The sequence below is a fragment of the Streptomyces sp. YS415 genome (assembly GCF_023544665.1).
Lineage (GTDB): Bacteria > Actinomycetota > Actinomycetes > Streptomycetales > Streptomycetaceae > Streptomyces.
In genome coordinates this window covers 44,963-66,647 of the sequence record NZ_JAMJFL010000030.1, presented here as the reverse complement: position 1 = coordinate 66,647, position 21,685 = coordinate 44,963, and the positions used below count along the sequence as shown (strand labels likewise).

Here is a 21,685-nt window from a genome sequence, read left to right as displayed (position 1 = left end):
ACCCTACCGGAGAGAAACGAGTCACCGGAATGGTCGTACCTCGCGAACCGGACTTCGGCCGGAAGAGTTACGTAAAGGCACGCAAAACACTCAGAGGGGTTTACAACGGCACCGTAGGTGGCATGTCGATTTCGCCGACGTGCGAATCCCCGAGCGCACACTGAGCGAAAGGCCCTGGCGCTTATGAACACCACGGTCAGCTGCGAGCTGCACCTGCGCCTCGTTGTGTCGAGCGAGTCCTCCCTGCCTGTCCCCGCAGGCCTGCGGTACGACACGGCCGATCCCTACGCCGTGCACGCCACCTTCCACACCGGAGCCGAGGAAACCGTCGAGTGGGTGTTCGCCCGCGACCTTCTGGCCGAGGGCCTGCACCGACCCACCGGAACCGGCGACGTCCGAGTCTGGCCGTCGCGCAGTCACGGTCAGGGCGTCGTGTGCATCGCCCTGAGCTCCCCGGAGGGCGAAGCCCTGCTCGAGGCCCCGGCGCGGGCCCTGGAGTCCTTCCTGAAGCGAACAGACGCCGCCGTGCCCCCCGGCACGGAGCACCGGCACTTCGACCTCGACCAGGAACTCTCACACATCCTGGCGGAGAGCTGAGACGGGGCACCACGAAGCCGCCCGGCGCCGTCGACTCGGGGAGACGGCTCGGGCCCAGGACAAACAACTACATACGGTATGCGCCGACGCCGTCACCGTGAGTCACTCACGGGGCGGCGTCGGCGTGCCCGGATGCGGCTCCGACGCGGCCTGATCTCGCCGCCCGGGGCCCCATTCGGTTGCCCCCGGCTACCACATCCCTGGCGCCGCCGTCCCGCCGTCGGCGAAGCTACTACCATCGGCCAGCATCGGCGGGCGCCCCCGCGTCCGTCCCTCAGGCCAGGGAGCGAAATGTGCTGATCACCCACGACACCCGGTGCGCCCTCGACGCTGTCGTGGATCTGGTGAACACCGCACCGGAGGACGACGAGACGCAGGAGACGCTGCCGGACGTCGCGGCCCTCGCCGACTTCGTGCGCCGGCACGACATCAGCGATGTCGGCGTGCTCTCGGAGCTGGACCTGTCCGCGGTGCGCAAGATCCGGGCCAGGTTCGCCGGGATCTTCGCGGCACCGGACGCCCGGGGCGCGGCCGTCCTGATCAACGAACTGGTCGCCGCCGCCGGCACCACTCCGCGGCTCACCGACCACGACGGCTACGACTGGCATGTGCACTACTTCGCACCCGGCGCCTCGGTCGCCGACCATCTCGCGGCCGACGGCGGCATGGCCCTGGCGATCTTCGTGGTCGCCGGGGAGCAGGAGCGGCTGCGGCGCTGCGAGGCCCCCGACTGCCGTCGCGCCTTCGTCGACCTCTCCCGCAATCGCTCCCGGCGCTACTGCGACAGCCGCACGTGCGGCAACCGGCTGCATGTCGCCGCCTACCGGGCGCGACGCAAGGAGGCGGCGGGCTGAGAACCCCGGCCGAGGGGCCGGACACCGGCGTCGACGCGGGCCCCGGCGGGTGGCGCCGGGGGCCGCGGGTACGGCTCAGAGCAGCAGCAGGTCGTGCAGCGCAGCCATGAGCAGCAGACACCCGATCACCGCAAGGAAGATCATCAGCGGTGGCTGGGAAAGGGCGAAGAGGCATCCACGCGGCTCGTCCTGCGGCGGCGCGGTCTCGCTCTGTGTCGTGTCCAGCATCTCGCGGGCGATGATGACGCAGTGAACCCTCCCGGCGCGATCAACACGCCCGGAAGAAGCGGTAGTTCGCCTTAATCCGCAATGTCCGGTCCGGGTCGTGACCGATTACGCGCGGACGGCGTCCCACTGTGTCGTTTCAGCCGCCTTGCGGCGTCATATGCCGTGCTTCTTCAGGATGGCCTCGATGTCGCTGAAGTCCTCCTGCGGTGCCGCCGCGGGCTTGGCCGCAGGCCGGGAGCCGGAGCCCAGGGTGGGTGCCGAGGCCGCCGGGGCCACCGCCTCGCGCTGGGCGGACCCGGCCTGCCTGCGCTCCTTACGGGTGCCGCCGCCCCGGCGGCGCTCCACGGCCCGGGTGCTCGCGAAGAGCACCCAGGAGACGCCGAGCACACCGAAGCCCGCCCACGCGGCCGGGCTGAGGGCGGTGTCCGCCAGCCACTCGACCACGCCGGTCATCACCAGGCCGAGCGGGACGAGGGAGTATGCGGCGATCCGGGTCGCGGAGAGGAAACGCTTGCGGTACGCCGTGACCGCCGCGATGCCCAGGCCGGCCGCGGCCACGGCGGAACAGACGGTCTCGGCAATCATCCGGTCCTCCAGACAGGATTCGGTCGGGCACGGGGCCCTCGTCCCCTCCATCCTGCACCTGCGGAGCCCCGCCGGGCCATGCTCCCGCCGGACATCAGGGACATCTCCGGGTCGGCTCCTCCGCAGGTGCCGGTCCGCTCGAGGCTCCCTGATTGGGACCGGGGGCGAGGGGCTGGGAGACTGAGCCCATGAGCGACTCCTCCCCCGTCCGTCCCGCCGCACCCGTCCTCGACGTGTGGTGCGAACTCCAGTGCCCGGACTGCCGTACCGCCCTCGACGACCTGCGGGCCCTGCGCGCCCGCTACGGCGACCGGCTGGAGCTCAGGCTGCGGCACTTCCCGCTGGAGAAGCACAAGCACTCCTTCGCCGCCGCCCAGGCCGCCGAGGAGGCCCTGGAGCAGGGCCAGGGATGGCCGTACGTGGAAGCGGTGCTGAGCCGGGTCGAGGAGCTGGACCGGGCGGGAGAGCCCTTCCTGGTCCAGGTGGCCGGGGAACTCGGTCTGGACGCCGAGGAGTTCGACACCGCGCTGGTCGACGGCCGGCACATCCTGATCGTGGACGCCGACCAGGCCGAGGGCAAGGCGATCGGCGTGACCGGCACGCCCACGTACGTCGTCGGCGGCGAGCGGCTCGACGGCGGCAAGAGCCAGGAGGGGCTGCGCGAGCGCATCGAGAAGATCGTGGACCGGCTGCTGGCCGGGACCGGGCAGGACTGACCCGCAGCAGGCGGACCCGAAGCGGCCCCTTGCCGCTCAGAGCAGGTTCTTGTACATCGAGTAACCCACCGGCACATAGCCGAGGGAGGCGTACAGGCGCTCGGCCGGGGTGTTGTCCGCGAAGACGTTCAGGCCGATGACCCGCTTCCCGGCGGCCACCGCCTGCCCCTCGGCCAGCAGCATCAGCGTGCGGCCGTGGCCCCGGCCGCGGAAACGCGCGTCGGTCTCGACGTCGAAGACGAACGCCTTGTCCCCCGCCACCGACAGCCACAGCGTGCCGACGGCCTCGCCGACATGTTCCAGGACGCTGATCAGCGCGCCCTCGGTGGCCAGGCCCTGCGGGAGCAGCGTGGCCATGTCGCTCAGCGCCTTGGCCCACGCCTGGTCCTCGGGCACGCCCCGGTCGATCCAGCTCTGCGCGTAGTGCGCGTTGCCGTGCTCCATCCAGGGCCCGTACTCGGCCTGGGTCATGGGCCGGCCCCGGCTGCCCTCGGGCAGGGCGGGCGGGGTGGTGCCGAGCTGCTTCTCCATGCCGCGGTTGCGGTGGACGTAGCCCAGCGCGGTGGCGAGCCTCAGTGCGGGCCCGGACTCGCCCGGCACCCTGATCTCGACCCGGGTGCAGCCCCAGCCGCGGGCCACCTCCTCGGCGGCGAGCGCGGCCACGGTGCCCCGGCCGCGCCCGCGGTCCGGCTCCTCGATGCGCAGGTCGCTGATGCGCGCGACGGCCGGCCCGAAGAGGGGGTCGGTCGCCAGATGTATCGCGCCGACGGGACGGCTGTTCACGCAGACCTGGAAGTGGCGCGACAGCGCCCCGTCGGCGTCTCGCTGGAGCGGCTCGGTCGGCCGCAGGGTCGTGGTCATCACGGGTGTTCTACCCGCGATGGAGGCCCACGTCAGCTTCTTTTCGCCGGGTTCACGGATCTTGGTCCTGGCCGGACCGCTCGTCGAAGATCCGCATGGCCTTGGCGGTCACCGGCCCCGGGGCGCCGGGCAGTTCGCGCGCGTCGACGCGGTGCACGGCCTGCACGTCGCGCAGCGTCGACGTCAGGAAGATCTCGTCGGCCCGCTCCAGGACGTCCAGCGGCAGATCCGTCTCCTTGGCGCCCGTCCACTGGACGACCAGCTCACGGGTGATGCCCGCCAGACAGCCGGAGGCGACCGGCGGGGTGTGGATCTCGCCGTCCAGCACGACGAAGACGTTGGACCCGGTGCCCTCGCAGAGCCGGCCGACCGTGTTGGCGAACAGCGCCTCGCTGCCGCCGTGTTGGTGGGCGCGGGCGAGGGCGACGACGTTCTCGGCGTACGAGGTGGTCTTCAGGCCGGTGAGCGCGCCGCGTTCGTTGCGGGTCCAGGGGACCGTGATCACGGAGGTGGAGTCGGGGCGGCGGGTGGTCTCGCCGACGGCGACGACCAGGGTCGGGCCGTGCTCGCCGCGGTCGGAGCCGAGCGGGCCGTGACCGCCGGTGTACGTGATGCGCAGCCGGCCGAGCGACATCGGATTCGCCTCGAGGACGGCCGTACAGGCGCGGCGGATCTCGTCGTGGTCGGGGTCCGGCAGGCCGAGGCCGCGCGCGGAGCGGGTCAGCCGGTTCAGATGCCGGGTGAGCGCGAACGTCCTGCCGTCCGTCGCCTTCACCGTCTCGAAGATTCCGTCGCCCACGGTCAGCCCGTGGTCGAAGACGGAGACACGGGCGGACTCGGTGTCCTGGAGCCCGCCGTCGAGCCAAAGCTTCACTGGTCAGTACCTCGCGTGAGTGTGCCGGGCGCGTCGGGCCGGCCGGGGGTGCGGGGGTCGCTCCCCGGGTCAGCACAGTACGTGAGTGCCTCGCCGTGCATCTCGTACGCCCCCGACGCTACCGCGAGCAGCCGGGACGCCTTCAGCTCGGTCTCCCGCCACTCCCCCTCCGGGTCCGAGCCCCAGGTGATGCCGGCGCCGGTGCCGAAGCGCAGCGCGCCCTGCGCGCGGTCGATCCAGAACGTGCGGATGCCGACCGCGAGCTCGCCGGTCCCCCGGTCCGCGTCGACCCAGCCGATGCCCCCGCAGTACGGGCCCCGGGGTGCCGTCTCCAGGGCGTCGATGATCCGCAGCGCGCTGGACTTGGGGGCGCCGGTGACCGAGCCGGGCGGGAAGGCGGCGGCGAGCAGCTCGGGCCAGCCGGCGTCGGCGCGCAGCTCGCCGCGCACGGTGGATACGAGGTGCACGAGGCCCGGGTGCTTCTCCACGGCGCACAGGTCGGGCACGGTGACCGTGCCGGTGGCGCAGACGCGGCCGATGTCGTTGCGGACCAGGTCCACGATCATCACGTTCTCGGCGTAGTCCTTCTCCAGCAGGTCAGCCTCGGTGCGGCCGGTGCCCTTGATCGGCCCGGACTCCACGGTCCGGCCGTCCCGGCGCAGGAACAGCTCCGGGGAGGCGGTGGCGATCTCCACGCCGTGCTCGGGCAGCCGGATCGTTCCTGCGTACGGCGCCGGGTTGCCGCGGGCGAGCAGGGCGGTCAGGGCGTCCACGTCGGCGTCGGGGGCGACCGGCGCGGAGAGCACCCGGCAGAGGTTGGCCTGGTAGACCTCGCCGGCCGCTATGTGCTCCCGGATGCGGCGCACGCCCGCGGTGTACGCGGCGCGGTCCAGGGAGGAGGTCCAGTCGTCCGCCGCGGGACCGTGCCAGGCGCCCGGCACCGGTGCGGGCACCGGCGACTCCCGTACGTCCCGGAAGCGGGCGCAGGTCAGCCGGCCCTCGAAATCCGCGGCGACGGCCCAGAAACCGGTGGAGTCCAGGGCAGCGGGATCGCTGGTGACGTCGAGGAGGCCGGTGGCGAGACGGTCGCCGAAACGGGCCAGGGGAGGGAGGTCGAGCACGCTGTCGAGTCTATGGCGGGTGTCCGCGGGGTGACCCGGCCGTGTCCTCGCGGGGGCTCTGACCACGTCCGGGACCAGGTCGGGCCGGGGTGAGGCGCAGCACGCTGCACAAACGCGTTTTTGTACTGGCCCAGGAATCCGCTAGAGTTCAACACGTCGCCGGGCCGCGCAAGCGGGACGGAATGACAGGCGAACGTAGCTCAGTTGGTAGAGCGCAACCTTGCCAAGGTTGAGGTCGCGAGTTCGAACCTCGTCGTTCGCTCGAAAGAGCAAGGGGGATCTTCCCGACCCCCCGCACTCCTGGTGGAGTGGCCGAGAGGCGAGGCAACGGCCTGCAAAGCCGTCTACACGGGTTCAAATCCCGTCTCCACCTCCAAGGACGATTAGCTCAGCGGGAGAGCGCTTCCCTGACACGGAAGAGGTCACTGGTTCAATCCCAGTATCGTCCACTGGATCTTCTCGAAGATCTGTACCCGCGCGATTAGCTCAGCGGGAGAGCGCTTCCCTGACACGGAAGAGGTCACTGGTTCAATCCCAGTATCGCGCACGCAGCACTCGTGATCCTCGGGTCACGGTTCCCCGCGCGATTAGCTCAGCGGGAGAGCGCTTCCCTGACACGGAAGAGGTCACTGGTTCAATCCCAGTATCGCGCACGCACCGAAGCCCCCGGCCTTGTGGTCGGGGGCTTCTTCGTGCGCGCTGCCGGGCTGCTCAGTCGCTCAGCTGGAGAAGAGCATGTGGCCGAAGCTCTTCTGGCGCTTGTGGCCGTAGTGACCGCCGCCGTGCTGCGGGGCGCCCCAGGCGGGGGCCGGCGGGGCGGGGGCGGCCGGGTACGCCTGCGGGGCGGGGGGCGCGGGCGGGCCCGGCTGGGACCACTGGGACTCCAGGCGGGTCAGGGCCTCCAGCTCGCCGTAGTCGAGGAAGATCCCGCGGCAGCCGCTGCACTGCTCGATCTGGACGCCGTTGCGGTTGTAGGTGTGCATCGGGGCACGACACTTCGGACACTGCATGGTCGGCTCAACTCCTCGCCGGTCGGTCCTGCTTCGCGTATCGCCAGGACAGACACTGTCCGGCTGCGGTCGGTTGCACCCTACTTGGCTGATTCGTACGTCAACTCGGGCGGGGTGGAAGCGATTCGGCCGCAGGCGTCGATCAAGGACCGCTCGATGCCGTCGAGGGGGCGGCCGGCCTGGGCCGCCTTTGCCGTCGTGGTCGCGGCGGTCTGCACGGTCAGGGCGCGGGCCGCGATGTCGAGGGCGGGCCAGGGGTCGCCGTGCGGGGGGATCGCGGGGCCGTCGGCGGCGCGGTAGGCGGTGAGGAAGCGGGTCCACTCCTCGGGGGCGAGGAGGCCGCAGGCGTACCAGGCGGCGGGGCGGGCGAGGTCCCAGGCGGGGGTTCCGGTGCCGAGGTCGTCGACGTCTATGAGCCGCCAGGGGCCGTGAGCAGCGGGATGGCGGACGAGCTGGCCGAGGTGGAAGTCGCCGTGGCAGAGGGTGCTGGGGGTGTCGGCGGGCAGCGGGGCCTCGGCTCGGGCCCAGCCGGGGAGGGTGTGCCAGGCGCGGAGGACGAGGGCGGCGGTTTCGCTGCCCTCGGGCGCGGTGGCTCTGAGTCGCTCGACGGCCAGGGCGGCCTTGGCGGGGCCGCGCATGGGGGGTGTCCCCGGGAGGGGCGGGTGCCGGTGGAGCCGGGCGAGCAGGGTGGCGGCGGCTTCCCAGGGGGCGGTGTCGGGGTCCTCGGGATCCACGGGGGTGCCGTACGGCCAGCAGGTCACCAGGCGGTCGCGGAGGGGCGCCGGGGAGGGGGTGAGCGGGGGCAGGAGCGTGCCGGGGAGGGCGGCGGCGGTGGCGAGGCGCAGGGCGAGGTCGGCGGGAACGGTGTTCGGCGGGTGGGCCTTGGCGACGGTGTCGACGTGCCGGACGACGGTGGCGTCGGGACGATCGGCGAGCGTTTCGGTCACCCCGCAGGGGCAGGCGGAACGGCGCGCGTGAGCGGTGGCGGTGGCGGCCCGGGCCAGATCCGGGACGAGGGGGGTGACTGTCACGGGGCTCCCTGCGGGGGGTGGGTGTGGGGGTGAGGGTACGCAGGGATGGGGACGGGGTGGGGGGCTGGGTGCTCGGGTGCAGGTCGGTGGGAAACAGTAATGCCGGCGCAGCTCCCCAGCTGCGCCGGCATTTGTGCCGTCCGCCGTACCCCCGTCCCCACGGGGTTTCATGGGTGGATGTCCCCGCCCGGACCGCTCTTCCGGGCCTGGGGTCGCCGCTCAGCGCCCCAGCATCACGCCCACGGACGACGCTTGTGTGGCCACTGTCTCCCAGCCGTCGAAGACGAGGAGCAGCAGGGCCGCCAGAGGAAGGGCCATCAGCGTCGCCACCAGCGGGTGGCGACGGCCGTCGCGGTGGGAACGGAGCGCCGTGCGGGTCCGCGGTGCCGTGTAGGCCATGGCCCCTCTCCTGACCGTTCGGTTGTCGTGGCAGCGGCGGGTGTCTGACCTCGGGGGACGAGTGCTGCACCCGCCGCTTGACCTCAAATCTACGGGCGTGGCCCCTGCCGCACGTCATGCCCTCGTACCGATTGCCGGGCCTCCCGGAGGATGAGCCATGACCTGCTGACTACTCCCCTGGGTGGAGACGGCGTCCTAGGTCTCGGGGTCTTCCCCGAGGGGTCGCCCGGTCTGCCCCGCTTTCTCCGAGCCGTGCTCGCGCGGCACCGGCTGTTCGACCAGTGCCAGCACCCGGTTCGCCATGAACCGGGCCGTACGGACGACAGTCCCGCTGCGGGTGACTTCGCTCACTTCGACCACGCCCCGGCGTACCGCCGTCTCCACCCGGCGGCCCGCCCTGCTCGCCACCACCTCATAGGTACGGGTCGTGTCCCCCGCATCCACGACTATCTCCACGCGATCGCCCTTCACGGGTGAATCCCCCTTCTGTGACGGGTGGTTGGGATCACAGGCAACTCGAAGTCGGCCTGTTCTCCAGCTCCCTGACCACCCCTCAAGTCTCCCACCCGGCACTGACAATCCGTCGGGCCGAGAGGGCGCGGCCTCTGCGCGCGGGCGGCCGGGTAAACGTAAGCTGTGGCTCGTCACAGGACCGGGCAGCGGGGATGAACATGGCGATGATGCGCCTGAGGCGCGAGGACCCGCGCGTCGTCGGCTCGTTCAGGCTTCACAGGCGGCTCGGCGCGGGTGGGATGGGCGTGGTCTACCTGGGCTCCGACAAGAAGGGGCAGCGGGTCGCCCTGAAGGTCATCCGGCCCGATCTGGCCGAGGACCAGGAGTTCCGGTCGCGCTTCGCGCGCGAGGTGTCCGCCGCCCGGCGGATCCGGGGCGGCTGCACCGCGCGGCTCGTCGCCGCCGATCTGGACGCCGACCGGCCCTGGTTCGCCACCCAGTACGTGCCCGGTCCCTCCCTGCACGACAAGGTCGCCGACGAGGGTTCGCTGATCGCGGCCGAGGTCGCCGCGATCGGGGCCGCCCTGTCGGAGGGGCTGGTGGCGGTGCACGAGGCCGGTGTCGTCCACCGGGACCTCAAGCCGTCCAACATCCTGCTGTCCCCCAAGGGGCCGCGGATCATCGACTTCGGCATCGCCTGGGCGACGGGGGCCTCGACGCTGACCCACGTCGGCACGGCGGTGGGCTCGCCCGGCTTCCTCGCGCCCGAACAGGTGCGCGGCGCCGCCGTCACCCCGGCCACGGACGTGTTCTCGCTCGGCGCGACCCTGGCGTACGCCTCGATGGGCGACTCGCCCTTCGGGCACGGCAGTTCCGAGGTCATGCTGTACCGCGTGGTGCACGAGGAGCCGCAGCTGCACGGTGTGCCCGACGCCCTGGCCCCGCTGGTGCGGGCCTGTCTCGCCAAGGCGCCCGAGGAGCGGCCGACCACGCTGCAGCTGTCGCTGCGGCTGAAGGAGATCGCGGCCCGCGAGGCGCAGGGCGTCGCCGAGCTGCGTCCGCCCGCGCCCCGCTCCGCGGACGGGGACCGGCCGAGCGGGCGGCTCACGGAGAGCTACCCCGACCGTGCCCAGCGGCGCCCGCAGGGGACGACTCCCCCGCCGCGCGCCACCGGTCCCGCTTCCCGCGGTGCCGCGCCTTCCCGGGGCGGCGCCGCACGTGGGGGTCCGGCGCCCTCGTCGTCCGGCCGGTCGGGGCCCCGGCCCACGCCCGCGTCGCGGAACACCGGGCGGACGGGCCCCGGCAAGCGGCCCGGCCCGCGCAGCGGAACCGGCCGTCCGGGGCCGCGGACCACGGGCACGGGCCGCCGGCCCGCCAACCCTCAGTTGCTGCGCCAGCGGCTGATCGTGTTCGTCGTGGTGACCTTGCTGGTCGCGCTGGGCATCGCCGCCGCCCAGGGCTGCCAGGGCCCGAGCCAGGGGGTCGGCGACGGGCGGGACGTCGTACGGCAGGAGCGGTCGGCCTCGCCCACGCCGGGTCACGAGCCGTCGGACGGACCGCTCATGTCGCAGCAGTACGCGTCGACGTTCGAGGCGTCGGAGTAGGCGCTCACGCCTCCGGGCGGCCGGTCGCCACCGCGTAGAAGGCGACCGCGGCGGCCGCGCCCACGTTGAGGGAGTCGACGCCGTGGGCCATGGGGATGCGGACCCACTCGTCCGCGGCGACCAGGGCCTGCCGGGACAGGCCGTCGCCCTCGGCGCCGAGCATCAGGGCGACCCGGTCCATCCGGTGCGGGGCGGCCTCGTCGAGGGACCTGGCCTTCTCGTCCGGGGTGAGGGCGAGCAGGGTGAACCCGGCCTCGCGGACCGAGTCCAGGCCCTTGGGCCAGCTCTCCAGACGGGCGTACGGCACCGAGAAGACCGCGCCCATCGACACCTTCACGCTGCGCCGGTACAGCGGGTCCGCGCAGTCCGGGGAGAGCAGGACCGCGTCCATGCCGAGGGCCGCCGCCGAGCGGAAGATCGCGCCGATGTTGGTGTGGTCGTTGACCGACTCCATGATCACCACCCGGCGGGCGGTCTGGAGGAGGTCGGCCGCCGTGGGGAGCGGCTTGCGCTGCATGGAGGCGAGCGCGCCGCGGTGCACGTGGTAGCCGGTGACCTGTTCGGCGAGCTCGGGGCTGACCGCGTAGACGGGGGCCGGGAGTTCGTCGATCACGTCCCGCATGACGTCGACCCACTTCGCGGACAGCAGCATCGAGCGCATCTCGTAGCCGGCGTCCTTGGCCCGTCTGATGACCTTCTCGCCCTCGGCGATGAACAGGCCCTCGGCGGGCTCGCGCTTGCGGCGCAGTTCCACGTCGGTCAGGCCCGTGTAGTCGCGCAGGCGCGGGTCGGCGGGGTCCTCGACGGTGATGAGATCGGCCACAGGGTGATACTGCCTTGTCGTGCGTGCGGTGCCAACGGCTCGGAGTCGGTGAGTTACCTCGGGTTACGGCAAGGTCGCGGGGCCGACCTTCACGACCTCGCCGATGACGATGACGGCCGGCGGCCTGACCTCCTGGGCGACGACCGCTTCGGCGGCCGTCGCGAGGGTCGCGTCGACGCGGCGCTGGGCGGCCGTGGTGCCCTCCTGGATCAGGGCGACGGGCGTGTCCGGGGACTTGCCGTGCGCGATGAGCGTCTCGGCGACCTTCCCGATGGTGCCGACGCCCATCAGGATCACCAGGGTGCCGGTCAGCTTGGCGAGGGACGGCCAGTCGACCAGGGAGCGCTCGTCGTCGGGGGCGATGTGGCCGCTGACCACCGTGAACTCGTGCGCCACGCCCCGGTGGGTGACCGGGATGCCCGCGGCGCCCGGGACCGAGATCGAGCTGGAGATGCCGGGCACGACCGTGCACGGGATGCCGGCCTCGGCCAGCGCCTGGAGCTCCTCCATGCCGCGGCCGTAGACGTAGGGGTCGCCGCCCTTGAGGCGGACCACCGACTTGCCCTGCTTGGCGTGCTCGATCAGGGCGTTGTTGATGGCCTCCTGGGCCATGAACCGGCCGTACGGCAGCTTCGCGGCGTCGATGACCTCGACGCTGGACGGCAGTTCCGCGAGGAGGTCGCGCGGGCCCAGGTGGTCGGTGATGACCACGTCGGCCTCGGCGAGCAGCCGGCGGCCGCGGACGGTGATCAGGTCGGGGTCGCCGGGGCCGCCGCCGACCAGGGCGACGCCCGGGGTGCGGGTGCGGTGGTGGGGGGCGACGAGGGTGCCGTCGCGCAGGCCCTCCACGACCGCGTCCCGGATGGCGGCGGTGTGGCGGGGGTCGCGGCCGCGTGCCTCGGTGGTGAGGACGGCGACGGTGACGCCCTCGCTGGTGCCCGTGGCCGGGGTCCAGGCCGTGGCCCGGTCGGCGTCGTCGGAGCGGACGCACCAGACGCGGTGCCGCTCGGCTTCGCCGGAGGCGGCGGTGTTGGCGTCCGGGTCGCTGGTGGCGATGAGGGCGTACCAGGCGTCCGCGAGGTCGCCGTCCGCGTAGGGCCGCTGGTGCCAGGTGAGCTCGCCCGCCTCCGCCATGGCCTCGACGGAGGGGGTCACCTCCGGGGACACGAGGTGGACGTCCGCGCCCGCCGCGATCAGTGCCGGGAGGCGGCGCTGGGCGACCTGGCCACCGCCGAGGACGACGACCCGGCGGCCGGTGAGGCGGAGGCCTACGGGGTAGGCGGGGTTTTCGGCCATGAGGGTCTGGCTCCCTTTTGCGGCAGTGGTGCGATGCCCTGACGTGCGGATTTTACGGGGCGGCCGGTGGAGGCGGCGCAGGTGTCCGATGGCTGAGCAGCGTCACCGGGCCCGGGCGGGCGGGGCCCTGGGCAGTCGCTCCGCCGTGCGGAACGACTGCCCACGCCGCTGGTCGGCCGCCTACTTCTCGGTGACTCCCGCCGAGTCGAACGTCGCCACCTCGTGCATCGCTCTCGCCGTGCTCTGGACCAGGGGCAGCGCCAGGAGCGCGCCCGTGCCCTCGCCGAGGCGGAGGTCGAGGTCGACCAGCGGGCGCAGGCCCAGCTTGTTCAGGGCCGCCACATGGCCCGGCTCCGCGCTGCGGTGGCCCGCGATGCACGCGGCCAGGACCTCGGGGGCGATGGCGCGGGCGACCAGGGCCGCGGCGCCCGCGCTGACGCCGTCCAGGATCACCGGCGTACGCAGGGACGCGCCGCCGAGCAGCAGGCCCACCATCGCCGCGTGCTCGAAACCGCCGATCGCGGCGAGGACGCCGATGGGGTCGGCCGGGTCGGGCTGGTGGAGTTCGAGGGCCCGGCGGACCACCTCGGTCTTGCGGGCGAGGGTCTCGTCGTTGATGCCGGTGCCCCGGCCCGTCACCTCGGCCGGGTCGGCGCCGGTGAACACCGAGATCAGGGCCGCCGAGGAGGTGGTGTTGGCGATGCCCATCTCGCCGGTCAGCAGGGCCTTGTTGCCGGCCGCCACCAGGTCGCGGGCCGTCTCGATGCCCACCTCGATGGCCTGCTTGGCCTCCTCGCGGGTCATCGCGGCGCCGGTGGTCATGTCGGACGTGCCCGCGCGGACCTTGCGGGGCAGCAGGCCGGGGGTGGCGGGCAGGTCCGCCGCCACGCCCACGTCCACCACGCACACCTCGGCGCCGACCTGGCCGGCGAAGGCGTTGCAGACCGCTCCGCCGCCGAGGAAGTTGGCGACCATCTGGGCCGTCACCTCCTGCGGCCAGGGGGTCACGCCCTGGGCGTGCACCCCGTGGTCGCCGGCGAAGATCGCGACGGCCGCGGGCTCCGGGATCGGCGGCGGACACTGGCGGGACAGCCCGGACAGCTGGGCGGAAATGATCTCCAGCATGCCGAGTGCGCCGGCCGGCTTGGTCATCCGCTTCTGCCGCTCCCACGCCTCGCCGAGCGCCTTGGCGTCCAGCGGGCGGATCTGGGCGACGGTCTCGCCGAGCAGGTCGTGCGGGTCCTCACCGGGCAGGGCGCGACGGCCGTACGTCTCCTCGTGGACCACCCAGGACAGCGGGCGGCGCTTGGACCAGCCGGCCTGCATCAGCTCGGGCTCGTCCGGGAACTCGTCGACATACCCGACGCACAGGTAGGCGACGACCTCCAGGTGGTCGGGCAGGCCCAGGGCGCGGACCATCTCGCGCTCGTCGAAGAAGCTGACCCAGCCGACGCCGAGGCCCTCGGCGCGGGCGGCGAGCCAGAGGTTCTCCACGGCGAGCGCGGAGGAGTACGGGGCCATCTGCGGCTGGGTGTGGCGGCCCAGGGTGTGCCGGCCGCCGCGGGTCGGGTCGGCGGTGACCACGATGTTCACCGGGGTGTCGAGGATGGCCTCGATCTTCAGTTCCTTGAACTGCTTCGCCCGGCCCTTGGGCAGCGACTTCGCGTACGCGTCGCGCTGGCGCATCGCCAGTTCGTGCATCGACCGCCGGGTCTCGGCGGAGCGGATGACGACGAAGTCCCAGGGCTGCGAGTGGCCGACGGACGGGGCCGTGTGGGCGGCCTCCAGGACGCGCAGCAGCACCTCGTGCGGGATGGGGTCGCTGCGGAAGCCGTTGCGGATGTCACGGCGCTCGCGCATGACCTTCAGCACGGCCTCGCGTTCGGCGTCGTCGTAGGCGGGCGCGGCCGGGCCGGTGGACTGTCGTGCTTCTGCCACGGGGGCCGTGCTCTCTTCCTGCTCGGCGGCCCGGGTGTCCAGGTCCTCCGCGTGCTGTACGAGTTCAGGGTCGCCCGCGCGGGGGGCGGGGACCTCGGGGACTTCCTCCACGGGGAGGACGGTCGGCTGGGGCGGGGTCGGCGCGAGGTGCGGGGTGGTCGGCACCTGGCCGTCCACCGGCACGAACTGCCCGAGCGGCTGCCCCGGCCGGGGCTCCATCGGCACGGTGGCCTCCGGCGTCCGCAGCTGCGGGCCGGCGGGGTCGGCGACGTAGGGCTGCGGCGCGGGTGCCTGCGACGCGGGTGCCTGCGGCGCCTCGGCGAGCGGGGGGACGGGGTGCGCTTCGACGGGGGCGGGGTCGGGGTGCGGAGTGGTGGTGGGCTCGGGGTACTGGGTGGGCTCGGCGTACGGGGCGGGGCCGGGCTGCGGAACGGGCTCGGGGTGCGAGGCGGGCTTAGCGTGCGAGGCGGGCTCGGGGGTGTCGGCCGGGGCCTCTCCTGCGGCGGGGGCCTCCGCTACGACGGGCGCGGCGGGCTCGGCCGGGGGCTCGGCGGAGGTCTCCACGAAGGCGACGGGGGGCTCGGGGGTCTCCTGGGCCGGCTCCGGCGCGGGCGAGGCATCGACGTACGGGGCCTCGGGCGCGTGCGGTGCTTCAGGCGCGGGCGATGACTCGGCCACGGCCGGGACCAGCTCGGGGGCGAGGGACTCGGGGGCCTCGGGGGCTTGCGGCGCGTCGGGCACGACGGACTCGGGAGCCTGGGCGGTCTGCGGCGCGTCGGGTACGACGAACTCGGGGGCCTCGGCCGCCTGCGCGGCGTCCGGTACGACGGACTCCGGGACCTGGGGGACCTGCGCGACATCCGGTACGACGGGCTCCGGGACGTCGGCGGTCTGCGGCGCCTCCGGTACGACGGACTCGGGCGGCTCGGCACCCCGCGGCGCTACGGACTCGGGGTCCTGTACGACGGACTCCGGGCCCTCCGGCACCTGCGCGGCATCCGGTACGACAGACTCCGGCAGCTCGGCAGCCTGCGGCGCCTCCGGTACGACGGGCTCCGGGGCCTGCGCGGCATCCGGTACGACGGGCTCCACCGTCACCGGGGCCTCCGGTGCGACCGCCTCCTCCACCGGCGGCTCCGGAACCGCGGCGGGTTCCGGATCGGGGATCACGGCTTCGGGAACCGCGACCTCCGGTGCCACGGCCTCGGCACCCGGCGCCTGAACATCCGCAGGCGCGACCTGGGGCTCCGCGACCGGCTGCACGGCCTGGGCCGCCTCGAAACCGCCGCCCGGCTCGCCCCCGGCCACGGGGAACTGCGCCCCGGGCACGGACGCCTCGTCCACGACCGGAGTCACCGGGATCTGCTGGGCCTCTTCCGGCGCGGGCGCCGGAACAACCGTTTCCGCAGCCGAGACCTCGGGGCTCACCGGCGCGGCGGGTGCGGGCATGGGGGTCCCCCAGGGCGTCGCCGGCTGGGGGCCCGGGATGTCGAGGTACTCCGGGCCTGCCAGGGAGGGCGTCGGCTGCCGTACCGGCGGGGCGCCGACCGCGCCGCGGTCGGCGAGGGAGCGGACCGGGCTGGCGGAGGCGTCCGGGGTCGGCGGGCCGAGGTGCAGCGGGCGGCGCGGGGTCGTCGGAGGGATCGGCGCGGGACCGGGCACCCGGACCGCACTAACGTCGACCGAGCCGCTGTCGCGGCCGGACATCTCGTGCGCACCGGGCTCGTGCAGGGCCTCCACGACCGGCTCCGGCGCGGGCGGGGCGACCTCGTTGCCCCAGGCGCTCTGGGCACCGGGCAGCAGCAACAGGTCGTCGTCCTCGGCGGTGGTCTCGGAGAGGTAGGTGTACGCACCGGGCGCGGGGACGCCCGGCTGCTCCACCATGCCTGCGTTCTCCGGCAGTCCCTCGCCCGGGACCTGGCCGGTGTCGGTCATGCGTACCCCTCGCCCATCGGTTAGTGCTTCCACGACCAGCTCACCCGGAGCGGCGCACCGACCGCCCCGTATTGAAGAACGAGCGTGCGCGCCCAGCGGCACGAACGACCCGTCCACAAAGACGACAAAGCCATTAACTGGCATTGTCGCGGCCGTTGGCCCGTCACGACAGCTTCATCCGCGACGATCCCGCTGTGGACTGCGCCACGTTGCGCGTCCTCCGGTTCTGCCGTACCACACCCACCCCAAACCGGGCGTGTTTTCGGGACATTGACCTACGAAGCGTCGGGTGTCCGAGTGCGGTGCCACGATCGGCCAGCCTACCGCGCGCGGTACGACAACAGGATCACGGGGACGGGATCGGGGTCAGGGCGTTCTGTCCGGCAGCAGGCCGCTGAGCAGGAACGCGACACTCCGCTCCCGCTCGGTCCAGGCCCGGGTGTCGAGTTCGACGGACTGGAGCAGGGCGCATTCCACCCGGTAGCCGTGCTCGGTCAGGTCCCGGCCGACGATCTCGGCCTCGTCGCGGGTGGCGGCGTGCGTGACGATGCGCTGCGGACGGCGGTCGGCGACCGCGGAGACGACCGCCGCTCCCCCGCCGCCGACGCGTACGACGTCCGGTTCGGGCAGGTTCTCCAGGACGTGCGGGGCGGTGCCCTGGACCACCTGGAGCTGGACGCCGAGGGCGCGGGCGTTGGACTCGGTGCGGTCGCAGGCCCGTGGGTCGCGGTCGACGGCGATGACGGCGGCCCCGGCCCGGGCGGCCTCGGTGGCGAAGGCGCCGCTGCCGCAGCCGATGTCCCACACCAGGTCCCCCATGCGGGGGCCGAGCCGGGCGAGTTGGGCGGCGCGCAGCGGTTCCAGCTCGCCCTCGCCCACGAGGCCGCCGTAGGACTCGGCGGGCAGGGTCCAGCCGCGCGGGCCGGCGGACGGGTCGCGGCCCGCGATCCAGCCGCCGTCCTCCGACGCCCCGGCCGTGCCGCCGATGACGATGACTAGGTTGGGGTCGCGCCAGGTGTGGTCGGCGGCCTTGTCGGAGGTGACCACGGTGACCTGTTCGCGTGCGGTGCCGAGTTCCTCGCAGATGACGAAGGTGCGGTGGACGCCTTCGAGGAGGAGGCCGAGTTCGGCGGGGCCCGCGCCGGGCGAGGTGAGGACGGCGACCTTGGGGTGGGCTCGGCACACGTTCACCGCGCGCCGCAGGGTGCGCGGGTGTGCGACGACCACGTGGGCGTCGTCCCAGGGCATACCGGCGCGGGCGAAGGCGGCGGCGACCGAGGAGACGCCGGGCACGACCTCGACCTCCAGGCCGAACTCGGGCGCGCGCAGGGTGCGTACGACGCCGAAGAAGCCGGGATCGCCGTCCGCGAGGACGACCGCCGTGCCGCGGTGGCCGGCGATCCGGCGGGCGGCGAGGCCGACGCTGCCGAGGCGGATGCGCTCGGCGGTGGCGGGTACCTCGGGCAGCGCCAGGTGGTGCGCGGCACCGGCCACCAGCGTGGCGGCGCCGAGGGCGGAGCGTGCCGCGTCGGTCAGCGGCGAGCCGTCCCATCCGATCACCGTGACCCGGTCGGCCATCGTCGTCAGTCTCCAGGGTTTTGCGCAGGTGGACGGGGCAGCCTGAGGGTATCCCGTCCGGCCGGGGTCAATTCCAGTCGGAGTAGGACGTGAACCCGCTGGAGTCGGCCAGCTGCTCCGCCGCGCCCTCCAGGTCCTCGGGCAGCAGGCTCCAGACGATGAAGTCGGTGCGCAGGTCGCTCCAGGTGCCGTCGTCGGCGCGGACGTGCGCTATGCAGGCGTTGCGCAGGACGCCCTCGCTGATGCAGCCGATCTTCTGGGCGACCTGCTGGGAGGCGGTGTTGCCGGCGGCCGTGCGCAGCTCGATGCGCTCGAACTTCTGGTCGCCGAAGAGCCATTGGGCGGTGGCGAGGGCGGCCTCGGAGGCGTATCCCTCGCCGCGGGCCCAGGGCGCGATGATGTACGACAGCTCGGTGGAGCGGATGTGCCAGTTGGTCCTGCCGAGTTGGACGATGCCGACCAGGCGCTGGGTGAGGAACTCGGTGACGGCGAGGTCCAGACCGTGGCCGCCGGTGCGCTGGGCGGGGGCGTACTCGGTGATCCAGGTGTGCGCGCCGGCCCGGGTGAAGGGCCGCGGCACGTCGGTCCAGGCGGCGACCTGCTCGTCGTTCATCATCTCGGTCAGGGCGGGCACATCGTCCTCGTCCAGGGGACGCAGCACCAACCGCTCCGTGCTGATGGAGATGTTGGGGAAGGTGCTCGTCATGCGCCGCTCCGTAACCTTCGAAACCGTCGGGCCTGCTGAACTGCCCAGCATGCAGCATGAAAGCACCCGACCGCACCACAGGGTCCGCCCTGTTCGACGAGGGCGGAACCCGTGCTGCGGCGCGTCGGCTTACGGCGTCGGTCAGAAGGAGGCGATGACGGAACCGGCGTACTTGTCCTCGATGAACTTCTTGACCTCGGGGGACGTCAGGAGCTTGGCGAGCTTCTTCACCCGCGGGTCGTCCTCGCCGCCCTCCTTCACGGCGAGGAAGTTGCCGTACGGGTTGTCGTCGGCGGACTCCAGGACGAGGGCGTCCTCGGCGGGCTTGAGGTCGGCCTCGATGGCGTAGTTGCCGTTGATGACCGCGGCGTCGACGTCGTTCAGGGAGCGCGGGGTCTGGGCCGCCTCCAGCTCCTTGAACTTGAGGTTCTTCGGGTTCTTGACGATGTCGGCCGGGGTCGCCTCGTTGCCCACGCCGTCCTTGAGCGTGATGATGCCGTTGGCGTCGAGCAGCTTGAGGGCACGGGCCTCGTTGACGCTGTCGTTCGGGACGGCGATCGTGGCACCGCTCTTGAGGTCGTCGGCGCTCTTGACCTTGCTGGAGTAGAGGCCGAGCGGCTCCAGGTGGACCGTGACGACGGGCACGATGTGGGTGCCGTTCTTCTTGTTGAAGTCGTCGAGGTACGGCTGGTTCTGGAAGTAGTTGGCGTCGACCGAGCCGTCCTCCGTCGCCGTGTTCGGCGTGACGTAGTCGGTGAACTCCCGGACCTCCAGGTCCAGGCCCGCGTCCTTCGCCAGGTTGTCCTTCACGTAGGTGAGGATCTCGGCGTGCGGGACGGGGCTCGCGGCGACGACCAGCGGTCCGCTGGTGTCGGAGGAGGAGTCGCTGTCGGAGGAGCCGCAGGCGGTGAGCCCGAGGGTGAGGGCTCCGGCGGCGAGGACGGCGGTGGTGATCTTGGCAGTGTTACGCACGAAAAGTGCCTTTCCTGAGGTGGTGCGACCCCGTGTTGGGTTGTACGGGGGGTTTCAGACGGTCTTGCTGGTGGCCGTCGCGGCCTTCAGCAGCCGAAGCCTGGGGGCGGGGCCCGAGGTGCCGCTGCGGCGGTGCAGCGAGCGGGCGGCGTAGTCGCCGGCGAACTGGATGAGGGAGATGACCACGGCGAGGATCGCCACGGTGATCCACATCAGTTCGGTCTCGAAGCGCTGGTAGCCGTAGCGGATGGCGATGTCGCCGAGGCCGCCCGCGCCGACCGTGCCGGCCATCGCGGAGTAGCCGATGAGGGCGACGATCGTGGTCGTGGTGGAGGCGATCAGCGAGGGCAGGGACTCGGGTACGAGGACCTTGCGCACGATCGTCCAGGTGTTGCCGCCCATCGACTGCACGGCCTCGACGAGCCCGCCGTCCACTTCCCGGACCGCCGTCTCGACCAGCCGCGCGAAGAAGGGGATGGCGCCGATGGCGAGCGGCACGATGGCGGCCTCACGGCCGATGGTGGTGCCGGTGATCGAGCGGGTGAAGCCCATCAGCGCGACCATCAGGATGATGAACGGCATCGAGCGAGCGACGTTCACGACCTGCCCGATGACCTTGTTGGCGACGACGTTCTGGAGCAGTCCGCCGCGGTCGGTGAGGACGAGCAGGACGCCGAGCGGGAGGCCGCCGACGACGGCGATGAGCGTGGACCAGCCGACCATGTAGAGGGTGTCCCAGCACGCCTGCTCCAGCAGCGGCTGCATCTCGGACCAGGTCACTTGGCACCTTCCTCGATCAGAACGGGCTCCTGGCCCAGTACGTCGATCTGGAGGCCCTGTTCGCGCAGGAAGCCGATCGGCACGACGTTGTCCTCGTAGCGGCCGGGCAGTTCGATGCGCATCCGGCCGACCTGGAGGCCGCCGACGGTGTCGATGGCGGCGCCGAGGATCGATATGTCGATGTTGTAGGTGCGCGCCAGCTGGGAGACGACCGGCTGGGTGGCGGTCTCGCCGTGGAAGGTGACGTCGACGACGGTGCGGTCGGTGCCGGTGGCGTCGCCGGTCACCGGGAACAGCGCGGAGGCCAGCTCGGAGCCGGGGGTGGCCAGCAGTTCGCTGACGGTGCCGGACTCGACGATGCGGCCGTTCTCCATGAGCGCGGCGGAGTCGCAGATCGACTTCACGACGTCCATTTCATGGGTGATGAGCAGGACCGTGAGCCCCAGCTGGCGGTTCAGGTCGCGCAGCAGCTGGAGGATGGAGCGGGTGGTCTCCGGGTCGAGGGCGCTGGTGGCCTCGTCGGAGAGCAGCACCTTGGGGTCGCCGGCGAGCGCCCGGGCGATGCCGACGCGCTGCTTCTGACCGCCGGACAGCTGGGCGGGGTAGGCCCCCGCCTTGTCGGCGAGGCCGACCAGGTCGAGCAGTTCGAGCGCCTTGCGAGAGCGCTCCTTGCCGGACGTGCCGAGGATCTCCAGCGGCAGCTCGACGTTGTCCCGCACGGTCCGCGAGGACAGCAGGTTGAAGTGCTGGAAGACCATGCCGATGCGGCTGCGCGCCTGCCGCAGCTCCCGGCCGGCGCGCGGGCCGCGCCCGGCGAGCGCGGTGAGGTCCTGTCCGGCGACGGTGACCGTGCCGGCGGTGGGGCGCTCCAGGAGGTTGACGCAGCGGATGAGCGAGGACTTTCCGGCGCCGGACTGGCCGATGACGCCGTACACCTCGCCTTCGCGGACGTGCAGGTCGACGCCGTCGAGGGCGGTGACCTCTCGACCGCCGGTGCGGTAGACCTTGGTCAGGCCCGATGTGGTGATCACTGGGGTTTCCGTCACTGTCGAGTACGCGGGCGTGGGTGTGCCCTGGTACGGGAGGGAAAAGGTGCGCGGGGCAGCTGGATCACGTACGGCTGGAGAGGCGTACGGACAGGCCGTGGCGGCTCGCTTCGGGGCGCGAGGCTCGGAACGTGGTGCGGGGGCCCTCTAGAAGGCGCACATTCGACACATACAACGAGCACCGGGCGTCATGGTCGCCTCGGTCGCAAGGGTGCGGCAGCTCGTCGTGGTCATGCGATCAGTAAAGCAGACGAAACGCGGTGAGCGAGAACCGCTGT

Annotated in this window: 21 protein-coding genes and 5 tRNA genes; 9 read left to right on the top strand and 17 right to left on the bottom strand. The window is 72.6% G+C overall.

Features of this window, described 5'->3' with window-relative positions:
• Nucleotides 1-183: 183 nt before the first annotated feature.
• Nucleotides 184-597 carry an SsgA family sporulation/cell division regulator gene (locus M8H82_RS29595; protein ID WP_004002642.1) on the top strand — a complete coding sequence of 138 codons (414 nt, stop codon included), beginning with the start codon at nucleotides 184-186 and terminating at the stop codon, nucleotides 595-597.
• A gap of 293 nt (nucleotides 598-890) precedes the next feature.
• Nucleotides 891-1,451 (top strand): CGNR zinc finger domain-containing protein, encoded by a 561-nt coding sequence (locus M8H82_RS29590; RefSeq protein WP_250078142.1) that lies wholly within the window; start codon nucleotides 891-893, stop codon nucleotides 1,449-1,451.
• A 75-nt stretch (nucleotides 1,452-1,526) separates the two neighbouring features.
• Here the strand turns inward: M8H82_RS29590 and M8H82_RS29585 are convergent, their stop codons facing one another.
• Nucleotides 1,527-1,679, bottom strand: a complete 153-nt coding sequence (locus tag M8H82_RS29585) for a hypothetical protein (RefSeq protein WP_176711650.1) — start codon at nucleotides 1,677-1,679, stop codon at nucleotides 1,527-1,529.
• 153 nt (nucleotides 1,680-1,832) lie between these two features.
• Complete coding sequence (locus M8H82_RS29580; protein ID WP_250078141.1) at nucleotides 1,833-2,264, bottom strand: hypothetical protein; 432 nt, start codon at nucleotides 2,262-2,264, stop codon at nucleotides 1,833-1,835.
• Nucleotides 2,265-2,452: 188 nt separating this feature from the next.
• On the opposite strand from M8H82_RS29580, the gene M8H82_RS29575 reads away from it, so the two are divergent.
• On the top strand, nucleotides 2,453-2,980 hold the full coding sequence (locus M8H82_RS29575; protein WP_250078140.1) for a DsbA family protein: 528 nt from the start codon (nucleotides 2,453-2,455) through the stop codon (nucleotides 2,978-2,980).
• Nucleotides 2,981-3,016: 36 nt separating this feature from the next.
• Here the strand turns inward: M8H82_RS29575 and M8H82_RS29570 are convergent, their stop codons facing one another.
• Genes M8H82_RS29570 through M8H82_RS29560 form a run of 3 tightly spaced genes read right to left on the bottom strand, consistent with a single transcriptional unit; the run spans nucleotide 3,017 to nucleotide 5,836 of the window.
• Nucleotides 3,017-3,841, bottom strand: coding sequence for a GNAT family N-acetyltransferase (locus M8H82_RS29570; protein WP_250078139.1), 825 nt, complete (start codon nucleotides 3,839-3,841; stop codon nucleotides 3,017-3,019).
• Nucleotides 3,842-3,893: 52 nt separating this feature from the next.
• The gene (locus tag M8H82_RS29565; RefSeq protein WP_250078138.1) at nucleotides 3,894-4,715 is read right to left on the bottom strand and encodes an aminodeoxychorismate lyase; all 822 of its coding nucleotides are present in this window, start codon (nucleotides 4,713-4,715) and stop codon (nucleotides 3,894-3,896) included.
• Nucleotides 4,712-5,836, bottom strand: a complete 1,125-nt coding sequence (locus tag M8H82_RS29560; RefSeq protein WP_250078137.1) for a chorismate-binding protein — start codon at nucleotides 5,834-5,836, stop codon at nucleotides 4,712-4,714. The genes M8H82_RS29565 and M8H82_RS29560 overlap by 4 nt, the downstream gene beginning before the upstream one ends.
• A gap of 189 nt (nucleotides 5,837-6,025) precedes the next feature.
• On the opposite strand from M8H82_RS29560, the gene M8H82_RS29555 reads away from it, so the two are divergent.
• From M8H82_RS29555 to M8H82_RS29535, 5 genes are all read left to right on the top strand, one after another.
• Nucleotides 6,026-6,098 (top strand) — tRNA-Gly (locus M8H82_RS29555).
• Nucleotides 6,099-6,138: 40 nt separating this feature from the next.
• A tRNA-Cys gene (locus tag M8H82_RS29550) sits at nucleotides 6,139-6,212 on the top strand.
• Nucleotide 6,213: 1 nt separating this feature from the next.
• Nucleotides 6,214-6,285: transfer RNA gene (locus M8H82_RS29545), tRNA-Val, on the top strand.
• A gap of 26 nt (nucleotides 6,286-6,311) precedes the next feature.
• Nucleotides 6,312-6,383 (top strand) — tRNA-Val (locus M8H82_RS29540).
• Between the two features lie 34 nt (nucleotides 6,384-6,417).
• Nucleotides 6,418-6,489: transfer RNA gene (locus M8H82_RS29535), tRNA-Val, on the top strand.
• 66 nt (nucleotides 6,490-6,555) lie between these two features.
• Here the strand turns inward: M8H82_RS29535 and M8H82_RS29530 are convergent.
• From M8H82_RS29530 to M8H82_RS29515, 4 genes are all read right to left on the bottom strand, one after another.
• On the bottom strand, nucleotides 6,556-6,846 hold the full coding sequence (locus M8H82_RS29530; protein ID WP_250078136.1) for a zf-TFIIB domain-containing protein: 291 nt from the start codon (nucleotides 6,844-6,846) through the stop codon (nucleotides 6,556-6,558).
• Between the two features lie 80 nt (nucleotides 6,847-6,926).
• Nucleotides 6,927-7,877: an aminoglycoside phosphotransferase family protein gene (locus M8H82_RS29525; protein ID WP_250078135.1), complete on the bottom strand. Its 951-nt coding sequence runs from the start codon at nucleotides 7,875-7,877 to the stop codon at nucleotides 6,927-6,929.
• A 219-nt stretch (nucleotides 7,878-8,096) separates the two neighbouring features.
• Complete coding sequence (locus M8H82_RS29520) at nucleotides 8,097-8,276, bottom strand: hypothetical protein (RefSeq protein ID WP_250078134.1); 180 nt, start codon at nucleotides 8,274-8,276, stop codon at nucleotides 8,097-8,099.
• Nucleotides 8,277-8,471: 195 nt separating this feature from the next.
• A complete protein-coding gene (locus tag M8H82_RS29515; protein WP_250078133.1) occupies nucleotides 8,472-8,747 on the bottom strand; it encodes a hypothetical protein in 276 nt (91 codons plus the stop codon).
• A 194-nt stretch (nucleotides 8,748-8,941) separates the two neighbouring features.
• Between M8H82_RS29515 and M8H82_RS29510 the strand changes: the two genes are divergently transcribed.
• Nucleotides 8,942-10,333, top strand: coding sequence for a serine/threonine-protein kinase (locus M8H82_RS29510; protein WP_250078132.1), 1,392 nt, complete (start codon nucleotides 8,942-8,944; stop codon nucleotides 10,331-10,333).
• A 4-nt stretch (nucleotides 10,334-10,337) separates the two neighbouring features.
• Here M8H82_RS29510 and M8H82_RS29505 read toward each other — a convergent pair whose 3' ends face one another.
• The 8 genes from M8H82_RS29505 to M8H82_RS29470 all read right to left on the bottom strand — a co-directional run bounded on the left by M8H82_RS29505 (nucleotide 10,338) and on the right by M8H82_RS29470 (nucleotide 21,392).
• The gene (locus tag M8H82_RS29505) at nucleotides 10,338-11,156 is read right to left on the bottom strand and encodes an RNA methyltransferase (protein ID WP_250078131.1); all 819 of its coding nucleotides are present in this window, start codon (nucleotides 11,154-11,156) and stop codon (nucleotides 10,338-10,340) included.
• Nucleotides 11,157-11,219: 63 nt separating this feature from the next.
• Complete coding sequence (cobA, locus tag M8H82_RS29500; RefSeq protein ID WP_250078130.1) at nucleotides 11,220-12,452, bottom strand: uroporphyrinogen-III C-methyltransferase; 1,233 nt, start codon at nucleotides 12,450-12,452, stop codon at nucleotides 11,220-11,222.
• 180 nt (nucleotides 12,453-12,632) lie between these two features.
• On the bottom strand, nucleotides 12,633-16,325 hold the full coding sequence (cobT, locus tag M8H82_RS29495) for a nicotinate-nucleotide--dimethylbenzimidazole phosphoribosyltransferase (protein ID WP_250078129.1): 3,693 nt from the start codon (nucleotides 16,323-16,325) through the stop codon (nucleotides 12,633-12,635).
• A gap of 366 nt (nucleotides 16,326-16,691) precedes the next feature.
• On the bottom strand, nucleotides 16,692-17,903 hold the full coding sequence (gene cbiE / locus M8H82_RS29490; protein WP_250078128.1) for a precorrin-6y C5,15-methyltransferase (decarboxylating) subunit CbiE: 1,212 nt from the start codon (nucleotides 17,901-17,903) through the stop codon (nucleotides 16,692-16,694).
• A gap of 67 nt (nucleotides 17,904-17,970) precedes the next feature.
• Entirely contained in the window at nucleotides 17,971-18,609 is a 639-nt protein-coding gene (locus M8H82_RS29485) for a GNAT family N-acetyltransferase (protein ID WP_250078127.1), read from the bottom strand.
• Nucleotides 18,610-18,750: 141 nt separating this feature from the next.
• A complete protein-coding gene (locus M8H82_RS29480) occupies nucleotides 18,751-19,581 on the bottom strand; it encodes a MetQ/NlpA family ABC transporter substrate-binding protein (protein ID WP_250078126.1) in 831 nt (276 codons plus the stop codon).
• Between the two features lie 54 nt (nucleotides 19,582-19,635).
• A complete protein-coding gene (locus M8H82_RS29475; protein ID WP_250078125.1) occupies nucleotides 19,636-20,361 on the bottom strand; it encodes a methionine ABC transporter permease in 726 nt (241 codons plus the stop codon).
• The gene (locus M8H82_RS29470; RefSeq protein WP_250078124.1) at nucleotides 20,358-21,392 is read right to left on the bottom strand and encodes a methionine ABC transporter ATP-binding protein; all 1,035 of its coding nucleotides are present in this window, start codon (nucleotides 21,390-21,392) and stop codon (nucleotides 20,358-20,360) included. The genes M8H82_RS29475 and M8H82_RS29470 overlap by 4 nt, the downstream gene beginning before the upstream one ends.
• Between the last annotated feature and the right edge of the window lie 293 nt (nucleotides 21,393-21,685).